This is a genomic window from Streptomyces sp. NPDC000075, assembly GCF_040301925.1.
GTDB classification, from domain to species: domain Bacteria; phylum Actinomycetota; class Actinomycetes; order Streptomycetales; family Streptomycetaceae; genus Streptomyces; species Streptomyces polychromogenes.
Map to the genome: position 1 here is coordinate 269,521 of NZ_JBEPFL010000004.1, position 16,410 is coordinate 285,930.

General features: G+C 73.9%; 18 protein-coding genes. 16 read left to right on the forward strand and 2 right to left on the reverse strand.

Going from position 1 to position 16,410, the window contains the following annotated elements; translation table 11 throughout:
- Positions 1 to 37: 37 nt before the first annotated feature.
- Positions 38 to 553 carry a 30S ribosomal protein S9 gene (gene rpsI, locus ABT403_RS07280; protein WP_045945298.1) on the forward strand — a complete coding sequence of 172 codons (516 nt, stop codon included), beginning with the start codon at positions 38 to 40 and terminating at the stop codon, positions 551 to 553.
- Between the two features lie 136 nt (positions 554 to 689).
- Positions 690 to 2,048, forward strand: a complete 1,359-nt coding sequence (gene glmM / locus ABT403_RS07285) for a phosphoglucosamine mutase (RefSeq protein ID WP_344163524.1) — start codon at positions 690 to 692, stop codon at positions 2,046 to 2,048.
- 56 nt (positions 2,049 to 2,104) lie between these two features.
- Here glmM and coaA read toward each other — a convergent pair whose 3' ends face one another.
- Complete coding sequence (coaA, locus tag ABT403_RS07290; protein WP_344163527.1) at positions 2,105 to 3,127, reverse strand: type I pantothenate kinase; 1,023 nt, start codon at positions 3,125 to 3,127, stop codon at positions 2,105 to 2,107.
- A gap of 280 nt (positions 3,128 to 3,407) precedes the next feature.
- Here coaA and ABT403_RS07295 point away from each other — a divergent pair, with 280 nt between their 5' ends.
- From ABT403_RS07295 to ABT403_RS07335, 9 genes are all read left to right on the forward strand, one after another.
- The gene (locus ABT403_RS07295) at positions 3,408 to 4,175 is read left to right on the forward strand and encodes a hypothetical protein (RefSeq protein WP_344163530.1); all 768 of its coding nucleotides are present in this window, start codon (positions 3,408 to 3,410) and stop codon (positions 4,173 to 4,175) included.
- Positions 4,172 to 4,963, forward strand: coding sequence for a hypothetical protein (locus ABT403_RS07300; RefSeq protein ID WP_344163533.1), 792 nt, complete (start codon positions 4,172 to 4,174; stop codon positions 4,961 to 4,963). Before ABT403_RS07295 ends, ABT403_RS07300 begins: the two co-directional genes overlap by 4 nt.
- 144 nt (positions 4,964 to 5,107) lie before the next feature.
- Entirely contained in the window at positions 5,108 to 6,973 is a 1,866-nt protein-coding gene (gene glmS / locus ABT403_RS07305; RefSeq protein ID WP_344163536.1) for a glutamine--fructose-6-phosphate transaminase (isomerizing), read from the forward strand.
- A 14-nt stretch (positions 6,974 to 6,987) separates the two neighbouring features.
- Positions 6,988 to 7,356, forward strand: a complete 369-nt coding sequence (locus ABT403_RS07310; protein ID WP_045945303.1) for a holo-ACP synthase — start codon at positions 6,988 to 6,990, stop codon at positions 7,354 to 7,356.
- Between the two features lie 28 nt (positions 7,357 to 7,384).
- Complete coding sequence (locus tag ABT403_RS07315; protein WP_344163541.1) at positions 7,385 to 8,800, forward strand: NAD(P)H-hydrate dehydratase; 1,416 nt, start codon at positions 7,385 to 7,387, stop codon at positions 8,798 to 8,800.
- A 103-nt stretch (positions 8,801 to 8,903) separates the two neighbouring features.
- Positions 8,904 to 10,040: an alanine racemase gene (gene alr, locus ABT403_RS07320; protein ID WP_344163544.1), complete on the forward strand. Its 1,137-nt coding sequence runs from the start codon at positions 8,904 to 8,906 to the stop codon at positions 10,038 to 10,040.
- 39 nt (positions 10,041 to 10,079) lie between these two features.
- On the forward strand, positions 10,080 to 11,258 hold the full coding sequence (locus tag ABT403_RS07325) for an alpha/beta fold hydrolase (RefSeq protein ID WP_344163547.1): 1,179 nt from the start codon (positions 10,080 to 10,082) through the stop codon (positions 11,256 to 11,258).
- A complete protein-coding gene (gene tsaE / locus ABT403_RS07330) occupies positions 11,215 to 11,778 on the forward strand; it encodes a tRNA (adenosine(37)-N6)-threonylcarbamoyltransferase complex ATPase subunit type 1 TsaE (protein WP_344163550.1) in 564 nt (187 codons plus the stop codon). The genes ABT403_RS07325 and tsaE overlap by 44 nt, the downstream gene beginning before the upstream one ends.
- 167 nt (positions 11,779 to 11,945) lie before the next feature.
- Positions 11,946 to 12,128: a hypothetical protein gene (locus ABT403_RS07335; RefSeq protein WP_344163553.1), complete on the forward strand. Its 183-nt coding sequence runs from the start codon at positions 11,946 to 11,948 to the stop codon at positions 12,126 to 12,128.
- Between the two features lie 75 nt (positions 12,129 to 12,203).
- Here the strand turns inward: ABT403_RS07335 and ABT403_RS07340 are convergent, their stop codons facing one another.
- Positions 12,204 to 12,764: a hypothetical protein gene (locus ABT403_RS07340; RefSeq protein WP_344163556.1), complete on the reverse strand. Its 561-nt coding sequence runs from the start codon at positions 12,762 to 12,764 to the stop codon at positions 12,204 to 12,206.
- 158 nt (positions 12,765 to 12,922) lie between these two features.
- Between ABT403_RS07340 and tsaB the strand changes: the two genes are divergently transcribed.
- The 5 genes from tsaB to ABT403_RS07365 are packed head-to-tail and all read left to right on the forward strand — an operon-like array spanning position 12,923 to position 16,359.
- The gene (tsaB, locus tag ABT403_RS07345) at positions 12,923 to 13,600 is read left to right on the forward strand and encodes a tRNA (adenosine(37)-N6)-threonylcarbamoyltransferase complex dimerization subunit type 1 TsaB (RefSeq protein ID WP_344163559.1); all 678 of its coding nucleotides are present in this window, start codon (positions 12,923 to 12,925) and stop codon (positions 13,598 to 13,600) included.
- Entirely contained in the window at positions 13,597 to 14,169 is a 573-nt protein-coding gene (gene rimI, locus ABT403_RS07350) for a ribosomal protein S18-alanine N-acetyltransferase (RefSeq protein ID WP_344163562.1), read from the forward strand. Before tsaB ends, rimI begins: the two co-directional genes overlap by 4 nt.
- Entirely contained in the window at positions 14,162 to 15,331 is a 1,170-nt protein-coding gene (tsaD, locus tag ABT403_RS07355; RefSeq protein WP_344163565.1) for a tRNA (adenosine(37)-N6)-threonylcarbamoyltransferase complex transferase subunit TsaD, read from the forward strand. Before rimI ends, tsaD begins: the two co-directional genes overlap by 8 nt.
- A 17-nt stretch (positions 15,332 to 15,348) precedes the next feature.
- Positions 15,349 to 15,609, forward strand: a complete 261-nt coding sequence (locus ABT403_RS07360; protein ID WP_344165779.1) for a hypothetical protein — start codon at positions 15,349 to 15,351, stop codon at positions 15,607 to 15,609.
- A 57-nt stretch (positions 15,610 to 15,666) separates the two neighbouring features.
- The gene (locus tag ABT403_RS07365) at positions 15,667 to 16,359 is read left to right on the forward strand and encodes a hypothetical protein (RefSeq protein WP_344163568.1); all 693 of its coding nucleotides are present in this window, start codon (positions 15,667 to 15,669) and stop codon (positions 16,357 to 16,359) included.
- Positions 16,360 to 16,410 lie beyond the last annotated feature (51 nt).

Sequence of the window (16,410 nt, forward strand, 5' to 3'; positions counted from 1 at the left end):
GGCCACCCCCTAAACACAGAGAATTCTGAGGAGCATCGTGGCCGAGACCACCGCCGAGACCCCCGTCGACGAGTTCGAGGGCGTCGAGGAGTACACCACCGAGTCGGACGTCGTCGTCGAGGGCGACTACACCTCCGAGTCCCTTGCCGGTCGCTTCGGTGACCCCCAGCCGGCCGCCGGCCTGGGCCGTCGCAAGAACGCCATCGCCCGCGTCCGGATCGTTCCGGGCACCGGCAAGTGGAAGATCAACGGTCGCACCCTTGAGGACTACTTCCCCAACAAGGTGCACCAGCAGGAAGTCAACGAGCCCTTCAAGCTCCTCGAGCTTGACGGCCGCTACGACGTCATCGCCCGCATCTCGGGTGGCGGCGTCTCCGGTCAGGCCGGCGCCCTGCGCCTCGGCGTGGCCCGCGCGCTGAACGAGGCGGACGTGGACAACAACCGCCCGGCGCTGAAGAAGGCCGGCTTCCTCTCCCGCGACGACCGTGCGGTCGAGCGCAAGAAGGCCGGTCTCAAGAAGGCCCGTAAGGCTCCGCAGTACAGCAAGCGTTAATCTGCGCCTGCTGTTCAGCAACGAAACCGCCCCGGCAGCACTCTCTGTGCTGTCGGGGCGGTTCGTTTACCGCCAAAAGCGGCAAACAACTGTCACTAGCGGTTACCAAGCGAAGCGTGAACTCGGGAGGACAACAGTGGGACGACTCTTCGGGACGGACGGTGTACGAGGCGTCGCCAACGCGGATCTGACGGCTGAGCTCGCGCTCGGCCTCTCCGTGGCGGCCGCGCACGTACTGGCCGAGGCGGGCACCTTCGCGGGCCACCGCCCCACCGCGGTGGTCGGCCGCGACCCCCGCGCCTCTGGCGAGTTCCTGGAGGCCGCCGTCGTCGCGGGCCTCGCCAGTGCCGGCGTGGACGTCCTGCGCGTCGGTGTGCTGCCCACCCCGGCGGTGGCGTATCTCACCGGTGCGCTGGGCGCCGACCTCGGCGTGATGCTCTCCGCGAGCCACAACGCCATGCCCGACAACGGCATCAAGTTCTTCGCGCGCGGCGGCCACAAGCTCGCCGACGACCTTGAGGACAGGATCGAGTCCGTCTACGAGGAGCACCGCACCGGCGCCCCCTGGGACCGGCCCACCGGCTCCGGCGTCGGCCGGGTCTCGGAGTACGACGAGGGCTTCGACAAGTACGTCGCCCACCTGATCGGCGTCCTGCCCAACCGCCTCGACGGCCTGAAGATCGTCCTGGACGAGGCGCACGGCGCGGCCGCCCGCGTCTCGCCGGAGGCCTTCGCCCGGGCGGGTGCGGAGATCGTCACCATCGGCGCCGAGCCCGACGGCCTGAACATCAACGACGGCTGCGGCTCCACCCACCTCGGCCTGCTCAAGCAGGCCGTCGTCGAGCACGGGGCGGACCTCGGCATCGCCCACGACGGCGACGCCGACCGCTGCCTCGCGGTGGACGCCGAGGGCAACGAGATCGACGGCGACCAGATCCTCGCCGTGCTCGCCCTCGCCATGCGCGAGGCCGGCCAGCTGCGCGAGAACACCGTCGTCGCCACCGTCATGTCGAACCTGGGCTTCAAGCTGGCCATGGAGGCCGAGGGCGTCCACTTCGTCCAGACCGCCGTGGGCGACCGGTACGTCCTGGAGGCGATGAAGGAGCACGGCTACGCGCTGGGCGGCGAGCAGTCCGGCCACGTGATCATCCTCGACCACGCCACCACGGGCGACGGCACCCTCACCGGCCTCATGCTGGCCGCGCGGATCGCCGCCACCGGCCGCTCCCTGGCCGAGCTCGCCGGGGTCATGACGCGGCTGCCGCAGGTCCTGATCAACGTCAAGGACGTCGACAAGTCCCGCGTCTCCACCTCCGCCGAGCTGGCCACCGCCGTCACCGAGGCGGAGCGCGAGCTCGGGTCCACCGGACGGGTGCTGCTGCGTCCCTCGGGCACCGAGCCGCTCGTCCGGGTGATGGTGGAGGCCGCCGACATCGAGCAGGCCCGCGCGGTCGCCGGCCGCCTCGCGGACGTGGTGAAGTCGGCCCTCGGCTAGGACGCACCCCGCCGCGGCCGCCCGGGGGATGCCCCGCGGCGGCCGCGGCGGCGTTCTCAGAGCTTGCGCAGGCTCAGCTTGGTGACCTTGTGGTCCGGTCCCTTGCGGACGATCAGGGTGGCGCGGCCGCGGGTGGGGGCCACGTTCTCCAGCAGGTTGGGCTTGTTGATGGTGCGCCACATCGTCTTCGCGTACTCCAGGGCCTCCTCCTCGGAGACCTGGGTGTACTTGCGGAAGTAGGAGAACGGGTTCTGGAACGCCGTCTCGCGCAGCTTGCGGAAGCGGTTGAGGTACCAGCGCTCGATGTCCTCGGGACGGGCGTCCACGTACACGCTGAAGTCGAAGTAGTCGGCGAGGCCGACCCGGGTCCGGCCGTCCTTGCCCGGCAGGGCCGGCTGGAGGACGTTGAGCCCCTCGACGATGAGGATGTCCGGGCGGCGGACGACGAGCCGCTCGTCCGGGACGATGTCGTAGATCAGGTGCGAGTAGACCGGGGCGGTGACCTCGTCCTTGCCGGCCTTGATGTCGGCCACGAACTTGGTGAGCGCGCGCCGGTCGTAGGACTCGGGGAAGCCCTTGCGGGAGGTCAGGCCGCGGCGCTGGAGCTCCTTCATCGGGTAGAGGAAGCCGTCCGTCGTGATCCGCTCGACGCGCGGGTGCTCGGGCCAGCGGGCCAGCAGGGCCTGGAGCAGGCGGGCCACGGTGGACTTGCCGACGGCGACCGATCCGGCGACGCCTATGACGAACGGGGTGCCCTGCTGGGCGCCGTGGCCGTTGCCGCCGGCGTCGCCGAGGAAGGTGTTCAGGGTGCCGCGCAGGTTGCTGGTGGCGCCCACGTACAGGTTGAGCAGGCGCGAGAGCGGCAGGTAGACGTCGCGCACCTCGTCGAGGTCGATGACGTCACCGAGGCCGCGCAGCCGCTCGACCTCCTCCGCCGTCAGGGGCAGGGGGGTGCGCTCGCGCAGGGCGCTCCACTCCGCCCGCGTGAGGTCGACGTAGGGGGAGGGCTCCGGTACCCGGCGGGGACCGGGACGCTCCGTCGCGTGCTCCGGAGTACAGCGCGTCGGCGATGTGATCACACCGCCCATTGTCGGGGCTCGGGGGCCCTCGTGGGTGGTGGGGTCGGTCACGTGGCGGGTCCGGGGCGCCGTAACGCCCAGGTGGCGCGGTTGTGTACGACCGGGTCTCGATCGGAAGCCCGTCCTGTCTCGTCCGGATCACGATTTCCCGGTGTGACCGGGAAGATCCCGCGGAAGTGCCTTTAACACCGGTCGCTTGATCGAGCAAGTCGTACATTGTTCGTCACCGCGACGTTGACCGGCGTCAGGCGGTGATCTGCTTCCTGGGGGAGAGCTTCACGTGGGTACCACGTCTGTGCGCCGCGGCGTCCTGGCCGCGGCCGCCGTTTCCTTGTGCCTGCTGGCCGCCGGCTGCGACTCCGGCGGTCCCGGTGCGTCGGCCGGCGGCGGGAGCGGCGCGCGTACGGAGGCCGCCCCGGGGGACAAGGCGAAGTCGGCGGCGGCGCTCACCAGGATGCTGGTCGCCCCGGCCGACCTGCCGGAGTACACGGTGGAGGAGGAGTTCCGGAAGGCCGATCCGGAGCGGAAGGCGGAGACGGACAAGGCGGCTTGCGAGCCGCTCGTGCGGGCCCAGGCGAACATGCCGGTCGGCAAGGTGGGGGGCACCGCGGCCGTCGCCGTCCTGGGGAAGGCCAAGCAGGCCGCCGCCGACGCCAGTGAGGACGAGAAGCTCGACGCGCTGCGCCAGAGCGCGGGGAGGACGGGGACCACCGTGTTCCTCGACTCCTACGCCGGCAAGGGCGCCGAGGAGGCCTTCGCGACGCTCAGGAGCGCCGTCACGTCCTGTACGGGCGGCTACACGGCCTTCGGCGGGTCCAAGAGCGTCAGGGTCGAGCAGGTGCTGCCGGTCACCCAGGACCCGGCCGGGGACGAGTCGCTGGCCTGCCGGCTGGTGCTGGGCATGAGGGACGGCCAGAAGATCAACATGCAGTTCGTGTTCGTCCGCAAGGGCGACGTCCTGGCCACCTTCGAGGTGCTGAGCGTGCTCGGCGACGCCCCGCTGCCGCCCAGGGCGGTCGTCGACGCGCAGTCCCGGAAGCTCGGATGAGAGCCGTCCGCGCGCGGCGTGCGGCCGCGCTGACCCTCTCAGGGCTCGTACTGGCCGTGCTGGCCACCGGATGCGGGACCGGCCGGCCCACGGTGATCGTGGTGGAGGCCGACGGCCCGGCCGCCGAGGTGCCCTCCACCACCGGACCGGCCCGCAAGGGGCAGCAGGCCGTCTCCCCGCCGAAGGGGTGGCCCCAGGAGGCGCCGGAGCGCCTGCTGGTGGCGCAGGGGGACCTGCTGGACCACAAGGTCACCGTGGAGCTCCACGACGGAGCGGCGGCGAGCACGGACCGGCCCGAGTGCCGGGAGCTGGCCCGTGCCGTCTCCGGGTTCCTGCCGGCGGGACGGACCGGCTGGGCCCGGGCCTCGGTGGTCGCGGTGGCGTCGGCGCTGCCCGACGACGCGTCGGAGAAGCAGAAGCGGGCGGCCGCGCTGGACACGGCGAGCTCGACGGTGACGGTGGTGACCCTCGCCTCGTACGCGGGGGAGGCCGCGCACGGGCACTTCCTCGAGGTGCAGACGGCCGGGCGGGCCTGTGAGGGCGGGTACGCGGCGACGGTGAACGGGGAGACCGTCACGGTCACCCGGATCGTCCCGCACGCGGCGTACGGCGGTGACGAGGCCCTCGCGTACACCGTGGAGGCGGAGCGCGACGGGGAGCCGTACGAGACCGAGCTGATGGTGGTGCGCAAGGGCGGCACCCTGGTGAACTTCCACGCCAGCCGGCTGTCCGGCGAGGCGCGGCTGGCGGCGCCCGCGATCGAGGCACAGGTCAGGAAGCTGGGCTGACGCCCTGACGCCCTGACGCCCTGACGCCCTGACGCCCTGACGCTCCGAAAAGGGTCAACCCCGCGCCGGTGGATTCCCCGGGCGGGGTTTTTCGTCCTGTTCGGGTACCCGACAGACACCCAACTCAGGCGTACCCTGCGGCCTATGTGCGGAATTGTGGGATACGTGGGAGCGCAGTCGGCGCTCGATGTGGTCATCGCCGGACTGAAGCGGCTGGAGTACCGCGGCTACGACTCGGCCGGGGTCGCGGTCCTCGCCGACGGGAAGCTCGTCAGCGCCAAGAAGGCCGGGAAGCTCGTCAACCTGGAGAAGGAGCTCGTCGCGCAGCCGCTCCCGGCGGGCTCCACGGGCCTCGGGCACACCCGGTGGGCGACCCACGGCGGGCCCACCGACGTCAACGCCCACCCCCATCTGGACAACTCCGGCCGGGTGGCCGTCGTCCACAACGGCATCATCGAGAACTTCGCCGCGCTGCGCGCCGAACTGGCCGAGCGCGGGCACCGGCTGGAGTCCGAGACGGACACCGAGGTGGTCGCGCACCTGCTGGCCGAGCGCTTCGAGGCGGTCCGGGGGGCCGGGGGCGCGGCGGGGCTGGCGGAGGCGATGCGGCAGGTGTGCCGACGGCTGGAGGGCGCGTTCACGCTGGTCGCGGTGCACGCGGACGAGCCGGACGTGGTGGTCGGCGCGCGCCGGAACTCCCCGCTGGTGGTGGGCGTTGGGGAGGGTGAGAACTTCCTCGCCTCGGACGTGGCCGCGTTCATCGCCCACACCCGGTCCGCGATCGAGCTGGGGCAGGACCAGGTCGTCGAACTCCGCCGCGACGGGGTCTCGGTGACCGGCTTCGACGGTGCGCCCGCGGCCGTGCGGGCGTACCACGTGGACTGGGACGCCTCGGCGGCCGAGAAGGGGGGTTATGACTACTTCATGCTCAAGGAGATCGCCGAGCAGCCGAAGGCGGTCGCCGACACCCTCCTGGGCAGGATCGACGCGAGCGGCCTGCTGACCCTCGACGAGGTGCGCATCCCCGCCTCGGTGCTCCGTGAGGTCGACAAGGTCGTGATCGTGGCGTGCGGTACGGCGTACCACGCGGGCATGATCGCGAAGCTGGCCATCGAGCACTGGACCCGCATCCCGTGCGAGACCGAGCTGGCCAGCGAGTTCCGCTACCGCGACCCGATCCTGGACCAGCGGACGCTGGTGATCGCGATCTCGCAGTCCGGCGAGACGATGGACACCCTGATGGCGCTGCGCCACGCCCGCGAGCAGGGTGCCCGGGTGCTGGCCGTCTGCAACACGAACGGCTCGACGATCCCGCGCGAGTCGGACGCCGTGCTGTACACGCACGCCGGGCCGGAGGTGGCCGTCGCCTCGACCAAGGCGTTCCTGACGCAGCTGGTGGCCTGCTACCTCGTCGCCCTCTACCTCGGGCAGGTGCGGGGCACGAAGTGGGGCGACGAGATCGAGGCGGTGATCCGGGAGCTGTCGGACATCGCCGCGGCCGTGGACCGGGTCCTGGAGACGATGGAGCCGGTACGGGCCCTCGCGCGGTCGCTGGCCGACAAGGACACGGTGCTGTTCCTGGGCCGGCACGTCGGGTACCCGGTGGCGCTGGAGGGTGCGCTCAAGCTCAAGGAGCTGGCGTACATGCACGCCGAGGGCTTCGCGGCGGGCGAGCTCAAGCACGGGCCGATCGCGCTGATCGAGGAGGACCTGCCGGTGGTGGTCGTCGTCCCGTCGCCGCGCGGCCGCTCGGTCCTGCACGACAAGATCGTCTCGAACATCCAGGAGATCCGGGCGCGCGGGGCGCGGACCATCGTGATCGCGGAGGAGGGCGACGAGGCCGTCGTCCCGTACGCCGACCACCTGATCCGCATCCCGGCGACGCCGACGCTGCTCCAGCCGCTGGTGGCGACGGTCCCGCTCCAGGTGTTCGCGTGCGAGCTGGCGACCGCGCGCGGCAACGAGGTGGACCAGCCGCGTAATCTCGCGAAGTCCGTCACTGTGGAGTAGTAGGGGTTGTTGCTGTGATTGTCGGTGTGGGGATTGACGTGGCCGAGATCGCGCGGTTCGGCGCGGCGCTGGAGCGGACGCCGCAGATGGCGGAGCGCCTCTTCCTCCACACCGAGTTGACGCTGCCGAGCGGCGAGCGGCGCGGAGTCGCCTCGCTCGCCGCCCGGTTCGCGGCCAAGGAGGCCCTGGCCAAGGCGCTGGGCGCGCCCGGCGGGCTGCTGTGGACGGACGCCGAGGTGTACGTCGAGGACAGCGGGCAGCCCCGGCTGCGGGTGTCCGGCACGGTCGAGGCGCGGGCCCGGGCGCTCGGGGTGAAGTCCTGGCACATCTCGCTGAGCCACGACGCGGGGATCGCGTCGGCGGTGGTGATCGCCGAGGGCTGATCCCCCTCGGGTGCGGCACGCTGGGGGCATGCGTACTGCTTACAGCGTGGAGACCGTACGGGCCGCCGAGCGCGAGCTGATGGCCCGTCTGCCGGAGGGCGCCCTGATGGCGCGGGCGGCGGCCGGGCTGGCCGCCGTGTGCGCGGAGCTGCTGGCGCGGGGCCGGGGACGGGTCTACGGGGCCCGGGTGGTGCTGCTGGTCGGGCCCGGGGACAACGGTGGTGACGCCCTGTACGCCGGCGCGCGGCTGGCGCGGCGCGGGGCCGGCGTGACGGCGGTCCCGATGGACCCCGAGCGGATGCACCCGGGCGGGCTGGCCGCGCTGCGGGCCGCCGGGGGCCGGGTCGCGGCGTCGGTGCCGGGGCGGGCCGACCTGGTCGTGGACGGGCTGCTCGGGATCGGTGGGCGGGGCGGGCTGCGGCCGGCCGCGGCCGCGCTGGTGGAGCGGATCCCGGCGGGGGCGGCGGTGGTCGCGGTGGACCTGCCGAGCGGGGTGGACGCGGACACCGGGGAGGTGGCGGGCCCGGCGGTGACGGCCGACGTCACGGTGACCTTCGGGGCGTACAAGCCGGGGCTGCTGACCGACCCCGGGGCCTCACGGGTGGGGGCGGTGCGGCTGGTGGACATCGGGCTGGACCTCGACGGGGCGGCCGTCGCGCTGGAGGCCCCGCAACACGCCGATGTGGCAGCGCTGTTGCCGGTGCCGACGGCGTCGAGCGACAAGTACCGGCGGGGCGTGGTCGGGGTCGTCGCCGGGTCGGAGCAGTACCCGGGCGCGGCGGTGCTCGCCGTGGCGGGGGCCCTGCGCGGCGGTGCGGGTGCGGTGCGGTACGTGGGGCCGGCGGCGGACGCCGTGCTGGCCCGCTTCCCGGAGGTGCTGGTCGGGCGGGGCCGGGTGCAGGCCTGGGTGGTCGGGCCGGGGCTGGGTTCGGGGCGCGAGGCGGAGGTCGGGCGGGCCCTGGCGGACACCGACGTGCCGGTGCTGGTCGACGCGGACGGGCTGCGCGGGCTGGACGCCGGGGTGGTGCGGGGGCGCCGGGCCGCGACCCTGCTGACCCCGCACGCGGGGGAGGCGGCCGCGCTGCTGGGGGTCGCGCGGGAGACCGTGGAGGCCGGCCGGCTGGCCGCCGTACGGGAGCTGGCGGGGCGGTACGGGGCGGCGGTGCTGCTGAAGGGGTCGACGACGCTCGTCGCCCCCGGCGGGGGCGGGGCCGTGCGGGTGAACCCGACGGGGACGCCGTGGCTGGCCACCGCCGGGAGCGGGGACGTGCTGTCGGGTCTGGCGGGGGCGTTGCTCGCCGCAGGGCTCGGCGGGGTGGACGCGGGTTCGGCGGCGGCCTATCTGCACGGGCTCGCGGGGCGGTTCGCCGCCGGCGGGGCGCCGGTGGTGGCCCAGGAGGTGGCGGCCGCACTGCCGCGGGCCTGGCGGTCGGTGCGGGACTAGCCCGTCGGGGTGGGGGCGCCGCCCGCTGCCGCCAGGGGTGCCACCGGCCGCCTCGGACGCCGCCGGGGCGGCAACCGGCACGGGTTCTGAGAGACTGTGGGCGATGAACGAGACACCGACGCGCGTGTACGCCGAGATCGATCTTGACGCGGTACGGGCGAACGTGCGCGCACTGCGCGCACGGGCGCCGCGGTCCGCGCTGATGGCCGTCGTCAAGTCGAACGCCTACGGGCACGGCGCCGTCCCGTGCGCCCGCGCGGCCCAGGAGGCCGGGGCCGCCTGGCTGGGCACCGCCACCCCCGAGGAAGCGCTGGAGCTGCGCGCCGCCGGGATCCAGGGGCGGATCATGTGCTGGCTGTGGACCCCCGGCGGGCCCTGGCGGGAGGCCATCGAGGCCGACATCGACGTCTCCGTCAGCGGGATGTGGGCGCTGGAGGAGGTCCGCGCGGCCGCCCGCGCGGCCGGCCGTACCGCCCGGATCCAGCTCAAGGCCGACACCGGCCTCGGCCGCAACGGCTGCCAGCCCGCCGACTGGGCCGAGCTCGTCGGCGCGGCCGTCGCCGCGCAGGCCGAGGGCACCGTCCAGGTCACCGGCGTCTGGTCGCACTTCGCCTGCGCCGACGAGCCGGGCCACCCCTCCATCCGGCTCCAGCTCGACGCCTTCCGCGACATGCTGGCCTACGCGGAGAAGGAGGGCGTCGACCCCGAGGTCCGGCACATCGCCAACTCGCCCGCGACCCTCACCCTCCCCGAAACCCACTTCGACCTGGTCCGCACCGGCCTGGCCGTCTACGGCGTCTCGCCGTCGCCCGAGCTCGGCACCCCCGCCCAGCTCGGCCTGCGGCCCGCGATGACCCTCAGGGCCTCCCTCGCGCTGGTCAAGACCGTCCCCGCCGGCCACGGCGTGAGCTACGGCCACCACTACGTCACCGAGTCCGAGACGCACCTCGCGCTCGTGCCCGCCGGCTACGCCGACGGCATCCCGCGCAACGCCTCCGGCCGCGGGCCCGTGCTCGTCGCCGGGAAGATCCGGCGGGCCGCCGGGCGGATCGCCATGGACCAGTTCGTCGTGGACCTCGGCGAGGACCTCGCCGAGGCGGGCGACGAGGCCGTCATCCTCGGCGACGCCGAGCGAGGCGAGCCGACCGCCGAGGACTGGGCTCAAGCGGCGCATACGATCGCGTATGAGATCGTCACCCGTATCGGAGGTCGGGTGCCCCGGGTCTACCTCGGCGGCTGAGCTGAGTGAGGACGGCGACGTCGTGAGCGGGAACGGGTCGTGAGCGAGAACTGGCGCAAGGCCGGCTGGGCCGGCGCCGCCATCGGCGTCATAGCGGCGGGCGCCGCGGCCGGTGTCGCCGTCGAACGGATCACCGTGGGCCGGGGCATCCGCCGCAAGGCCCGCCTCGCGCTGGACGCCGCCGGGGACTACGGCTCCCTGCGCGGCACCGAGGGCACCTGCCGGGCCGAGGACGGCACCGAGCTCTACTACGAGGTCGACGACCTCGACCCGCCCTCCCCGGGCGGCAAGCGCAGACCGCGCCGCAAGGGCCCCGCCCCGGCCACCGTCGTCTTCTGCCACGGCTACTGCCTCAGCCAGGACTCCTGGCACTTCCAGCGCGCGGCCCTGCGCGGAGTCGTCCGCTCCGTCTACTGGGACCAGCGCAGCCACGGCCGCAGCGCCCGGGGCCTGGCCCAGGCCGACGGCGAGCCCGTCACCATCGACCAGCTCGGCCGCGACCTCAAGGCCGTCATCGACGCCGCCGCGCCCGAGGGCCCGCTCGTCCTCGTCGGCCACTCCATGGGCGGCATGACCGTCATGGCCCTCGCCGAGCAGTTCCCGGAGCTGGTGCGCGAGCGCGTGCTCGGGGTGGCCCTGGTCGGCACGTCCAGCGGGCGGCTCGACGAGGTCACGTACGGGCTGCCGTCCATCGGTCAGGGCGCCGTGCGCCGCCTGCTGCCGGGCGTGCTCAAGGCCCTCGGCTCCCAGGTGGAGCTGGTGGAGAGGGGCCGCCGTGCCACCGCCGACCTCTTCGCCGGCATGATCAAGCTCTACTCGTTCGGCTCCCGCGAGGTGGACCCGGGCGTCGCGCGCTTCGCCGAGCGGCTGATCGAGGCCACCCCGATCGACGTGGTCGCCGAGTTCTACCCGGCCTTCCAGACCCACGACAAGAGCGCCGCCCTCCAGCGGTTCGCGGAGCTGCCGGTCACCGTCGTCGCCGGGGACCGCGACATGATCACCCCGGCCGCCCACAGCGTGGCGATCAAGGAGGAACTCCCGGCCGCCGAGCTGGTGGTCCTGGAGGAGACCGGGCACCTGATGATGCTGGAGCGCCCCGAGATCGTGACGGGGCTGCTCACCGGCCTGCTGGCCCGCGCCGGAGCCGTCCCCGCACCGACTAACGTTGGGGCGCATGGAAGACGTACAGCGGGAAGCGCCGCGCAGCCCGGCCGCTGAGGCCCTGGCCGAGGCCGCCGCCGAGACCCTGATCACCGTCGACTCGCCCGCCTCCATGCAGGAGCTGGGCCGCCGGATCGCCGGACTGCTGCGCCCCGGCGACCTGGTCCTGCTGACCGGTGAGCTCGGCGCGGGCAAGACCACCCTGACCCGGGGGCTGGGGGAGGGGCTGGGCGTGCGCGGGGCCGTGACCTCGCCGACCTTCGTGATCGCCCGGGTGCACCCGTCCCTGGGCGACGGGCCGCCGCTGGTGCACGTGGACGCGTACCGGCTCGGCGGCGGGCTGGACGAGATGGAGGACCTGGACCTCGACGTCTCGCTGCCCGAGTCCGTCGTCGTCGTGGAGTGGGGCGACGGCAAGGTGGAGGAGCTCTCCGACGACCGGCTGCACGTGGTCATCGGCCGGGCCGTCGGCCACGAGGAGGTCCTGGACGACGTCCGCGAGGTCGCGCTGCGCGGCGTCGGCGCGCGGTGGGCGCAGGCCGGGCCGGAGCTGGCACGGCTGTCAGCGGGCGCGTAACGGCCGCGGGCGCGTAACGGCCGCGGTGCGCGGCAGGTCCGGCCGCCACGAGGTACCGACAACTCGTCGGGAAACCGTTGCGCCGGTGCGGGCCCGCGTGATGACATGGTACCGAGCGCTGGTTAGGTGTGCCTAAGTACGGCGTCCCGGGGTCTCAGGAGGCAGCCATGTCGGCAGCAGGAGCAGAGCGAGCGCCCGTCGTGTCCATGCGGGCCCTGCTCGCGGCGGGCGTGGCCGCCACCGCGGTGTCCACACCGCCCGTACGTTCGGAGCCGGGCCCGCGGGATCCCGCGGCCGAGGACGCGGCGGACACGGAACAGGCCGCCTCCGCTGAGCCGGAAGCGGCCTGACGCCCTGCGGGACCCCGCGCGCCGTCCTCCGTACGGATGAAGGACCCGACCGGACGGCCCGGTCCCCCGGACGGCCTACGGGACGACGACGACCTTCGAGTTGTAGAGCGCGAACGCCCACATGGCGTCCCCGTCCGCACGCGACATCCGGATGCCGCCCGTCTTCTTCGCCGGGTCCGGCTGCGGCAGCGCGCCGTCCGCGCGGGCGCTGAACCCGATCGCGATGCCCTCGGCGCTGCTGGCGAACCGGACGACGTGCTCGATCGGCACCCCGTCCGAGCCGGTGACCGTACCCGCCCGCGAGTTGACGAGGTAACTGCCGGGCGCCGGGTGCACCGTGCTCGGCACCACCGTGAACGTCTTCGGCTCCTTGCCGTCCTCCGCGACCAGCCACACCCGCTTCTGCGACACCGAGTACACCACCCGCTGCCCGCTGCCCGACTCCGCCGGCAGCACCGCCGGCTTCGCCGCGTCCTGCTGCGCCGGAGCCTGGTTCTGCGGGTTCGCCGGGGCCTGCGCGGCCGGCTTCGCGGGGTGCGCGGGAGCGGTCGCGTGCGCCTGGTAGCCGAGGAAGCCGATGGCGGCGATCGCCGCGACGGTGAGCCCGGCCACGATTCCCGAGCTGCTGCGTGCCACCTTGCTCCACCTCTCCGCGCCTGCGCGTTCCGGATCCCGCTGCCTCGCCGCGCCGTTGCTGCCCGCCGCCGCGTCGTACTCCCGGTCGAAAGGTAGCAGCCGGGCCCCGCTGCGACCGGCCGCAAGGCCCGGGGGCCCGGGAGTCGTAGGCTGTTCGCGTGCTCTTGCTCGCCGTAGATACCGCCACGCCCGCCGTCACCGTCGCCCTGCACGACGGGGAGTCCGTCCTGGCCCGGTCCCACCAGGTCGACGCCCGCCGCCACGGGGAGCTGCTGCTCCCGTCCGTGGACCGGGTCCTCGCCGAGGCCGGGGTGAAGCTCGAAGCCGTCACCGGCATCGTCGTCGGCGTCGGGCCCGGCCCGTACACGGGGCTGCGCGTCGGCCTCGTCACCGCCGCCTCCTTCGCCGCCGTCCTCGGCGTCCCCGTGCACGGCCTGTGCACCCTCGACGGGCTCGCGTACGCCGCGGGCGCCGCCGGGATCGAGGGCCCCTTCACCGTCGCCACCGACGCGCGGCGCAAGGAGGTCTACTGGGCCCGCTACGAGGACCCGCGCACCCGCGTCGGCGAGCCCGCCGTCGACCGCCCGGCCGACATCGCCGAGCAGGTCGCCGGCCTTCCCGCGGTCGGCCAGGGCGCCCGGCTCTACCCCGAGGTCTTCCCCGACGCCCGCGACCCCGAGCACCAGTCGGCCGCCGCCCTGGCCGCCCTGGCCGCGGAACGCCTCGCGGCGGGCATCCCGTTCGAGAACGCCGACGGCGTGCCCCCGGCCCCCCTCTACCTGCGCCGGCCCGACGCCCAGGTGCCGAAGAACTACAAGGTGGTCACCCCGCAGTGACGGCCCCGACCGCAGTGCTCCGCGAGATGCGCTGGTGGGACATCGCACCGGTGCTGGAACTGGAGCACGAGCTCTTCCCCGAGGACGCCTGGTCGGCCGGGATGTTCTGGTCGGAACTCGCCCACGCGCGCGGCCCGCACGCCAGCCGCCGCTACGTCGTCGCCGAGCTTCCTCCCGACAGCGGCTCCGCCCCGGGCGCCTCCGGCCGCCTGGTCGGCTACGCGGGGCTCGCGGCCTCCGGCGACCTGGGCGACGTACAGACCATCGCGGCGGCCAAGGACCAGTGGGGCACCGGACTCGGCGCCCGGCTGCTCACCGAGCTGCTGCGCGCCGCGACCGACTTCGAATGCGCGGAGGTGCTGCTGGAGGTCCGGGTCGACAACACCCGCGCCCAGCGGCTCTACGAGCGCTTCGGCTTCGAGCCGATCGGCTTCCGGCGCGGCTACTACCAGCCGGGGAACGTCGACGCGCTGGTGATGCGCCTGACGGACCCGGCCCGGACGGCCGCCCCCGCCACCCCGACCACAGAGAACCCCGAACACCCTGAGAGCAGTGAGACCCATGGCTGACGAACCGCTCGTCCTCGGCATCGAGACCTCCTGCGACGAGACCGGCGTCGGCATCGTCCGCGGCACCACCCTGCTCGCCGACGCGGTCGCCTCCAGTGTCGACGAGCACGCCCGCTTCGGCGGCGTCGTCCCCGAGGTCGCCTCCCGGGCCCACCTGGAGGCGATGGTCCCGACCATCGAGCGCGCCCTGAAGGAAGCCGGCGTCAGCGCCCGCGACCTCGACGGCATCGCCGTCACCGCCGGACCCGGCCTCGCGGGCGCGCTGCTCGTCGGCGTCTCGGCGGCCAAGGCGTACGCCTACGCGCTGGGCAAGCCGCTCTACGGGGTCAACCACCTCGCCTCGCACATCTGCGTCGACCAGCTGGAACACGGCCCGCTGCCCGAGCCGACCATGGCCCTGCTGGTCTCCGGCGGCCACTCCTCGCTGCTCCTCGCCCCCGACATCACCAGCGACGTACGGCCGCTCGGCGCGACCATCGACGACGCGGCCGGCGAGGCCTTCGACAAGATCGCCCGTGTGCTCCAGCTGGGCTTCCCCGGCGGCCCGGTCATCGACCGGCTGGCGAGGGAGGGCGACCCCAAGGCCATCCACTTCCCGCGCGGGCTCACCGGCTCGCGCGACCCGGCGTACGACTTCTCCTTCTCCGGCCTCAAGACGGCCGTGGCCCGCTGGATCGAGGCGAAGCGGAACGCGGGCGAGGAGGTGCCGGTGCGCGATGTGGCGGCGTCCTTCCAGGAGGCCGTGGTGGACGTGCTGACGCGCAAGGCGATCCGCGCCTGCAAGGACGAGGGCGTGGACCACCTGATGATCGGCGGCGGCGTGGCGGCCAACTCCCGGCTGCGCTCGCTGGCGCAGGAGCGGTGCGACGACGCGGGCATCATCCTGCGCGTGCCCCGGCCCAAGCTGTGCACCGACAACGGCGCCATGGTCGCGGCCCTCGGCGCGGAGATGGTCAAGCGGAACCGTCCGGCTTCGGACTGGGACCTCTCGGCGGACTCCTCCCTCCCGGTCACGGACCCCCACGTCCCGGGTACGTCCCAGGGCCACGGCGAGGGAGAGGGGCACGGCGAGGGCCACGCCCACTCCCACTCCCACGGGCACGCGCACACGCACTCGCACGACCACGTGCACGAGCTGAGCAAGGACAACCTCTACTCGTGAGCACCGTCGTCGCGCTGATGTGGGAGGCCCGGGCCGTCGAAGGCCGGGGCAACGAACTGCTGGAGTGGGCGCGCGCCCAGGTCCTGGCCCGCGAGCCGCTGCGCCGCGAGGTGCTGCGGGCCGCGCAGGACCGGGTGCTCGTGATCACCTGGTGGCAGACCCCGGAGGGCGGCCCTGCGGCGGACCTGCCCGAGCTGCCGGAGCCGGCGGCGGACCTGATCACCCGGGCCGTGCACCGCTGGCGTTTCGAGTCCGTCGAGGTCACGCCGGGCGGCTGAGCGAGGGTCGAGGAGCGCTGCGGTGATGCTCCACGGGCCGCCGCTAGGGTCATGCGCATGCCTAGCCGCCGTGACCTGCCGCCCCCGCCGCCGCCCGCGCACCTGCGCGAGTGGCTGGACGAGAGCGCCGTACGGGCCGACCGCGCGCGCTTCCTCGCGGACCTGAGCCGCCGCACCCTGGGCCTGGGGCGGCTGGTCCTGCTCTGGCTGACCGCGGCGGTCTTCGCGCTCGGCTGGACCTTCGTCAGCACGGCTGTGATGACCTTCGAGTCCGGCGAGGGCGTGGAGTACCTCTTCGGGGCCGTCTTCGCCCTGATGGGGCTCGCGGTGCTGGTACCGGCCGGGCGGTACTTCGTCCGGGGCGCCCGGCAGGAGCGCCGGGTGCACCGGCTGCTGTGCGCGTGGGCCGTCGAGGACCGGGACCCCGGGGCGGACACGGGGCTGCGGGCCCCGGTACGCAGCCTGGTCTGGCTGGTGGCCTCGCTGGCCCTGGGCGCCCTCGGCCTCTGGACGGCCTTCACCTCGGCGGCGGGGGCCCGTCCGGGCACGGAGACGGTGGGGCAGATCGCCTACTTCATGGGCCTCGGCATGATCCTGTGGATCACCGCCCTCCTGGGCCTGGCCAAGGCCGCCACCCACTACAGCTGGTCCCTCCGGGCGCGCAGGCCCCACCCGAAGCGGGCCCAGGCCGTCGCCACCACCACCCCGATCCACTCCCGCCCGGCGAAATCCAGCCTCGCCGGCGTGTGAGGTGCGAGGGCGTGGCACTTGGCCGCCGAGGCCGGCCAGAATCCAGCCCCG

Bases quoted from the DNA above. Each gene is read 5' to 3' on its own strand.
- ABT403_RS07300 (WP_344163533.1), top strand. From the start codon at position 4,172: ATGAGAGCCGTCCGCGCGCGGCGTGCGGCCGCGCTGACCCTCTCAGGG.
- glmS (WP_344163536.1), top strand. From the start codon at position 5,108: ATGTGCGGAATTGTGGGATACGTGGGAGCGCAGTCGGCGCTCGATGTG.
- ABT403_RS07315 (WP_344163541.1), top strand. From the start codon at position 7,385: ATGCGTACTGCTTACAGCGTGGAGACCGTACGGGCCGCCGAGCGCGAG.
- alr (WP_344163544.1), top strand. From the start codon at position 8,904: ATGAACGAGACACCGACGCGCGTGTACGCCGAGATCGATCTTGACGCG.
- tsaE (WP_344163550.1), top strand. From the start codon at position 11,215: ATGGAAGACGTACAGCGGGAAGCGCCGCGCAGCCCGGCCGCTGAGGCC.
- ABT403_RS07335 (WP_344163553.1), top strand. From the start codon at position 11,946: ATGTCGGCAGCAGGAGCAGAGCGAGCGCCCGTCGTGTCCATGCGGGCC.
- tsaD (WP_344163565.1), top strand. From the start codon at position 14,162: ATGGCTGACGAACCGCTCGTCCTCGGCATCGAGACCTCCTGCGACGAG.
- ABT403_RS07360 (WP_344165779.1), top strand. From the start codon at position 15,349: ATGTGGGAGGCCCGGGCCGTCGAAGGCCGGGGCAACGAACTGCTGGAG.
- ABT403_RS07365 (WP_344163568.1), top strand. From the start codon at position 15,667: ATGCCTAGCCGCCGTGACCTGCCGCCCCCGCCGCCGCCCGCGCACCTG.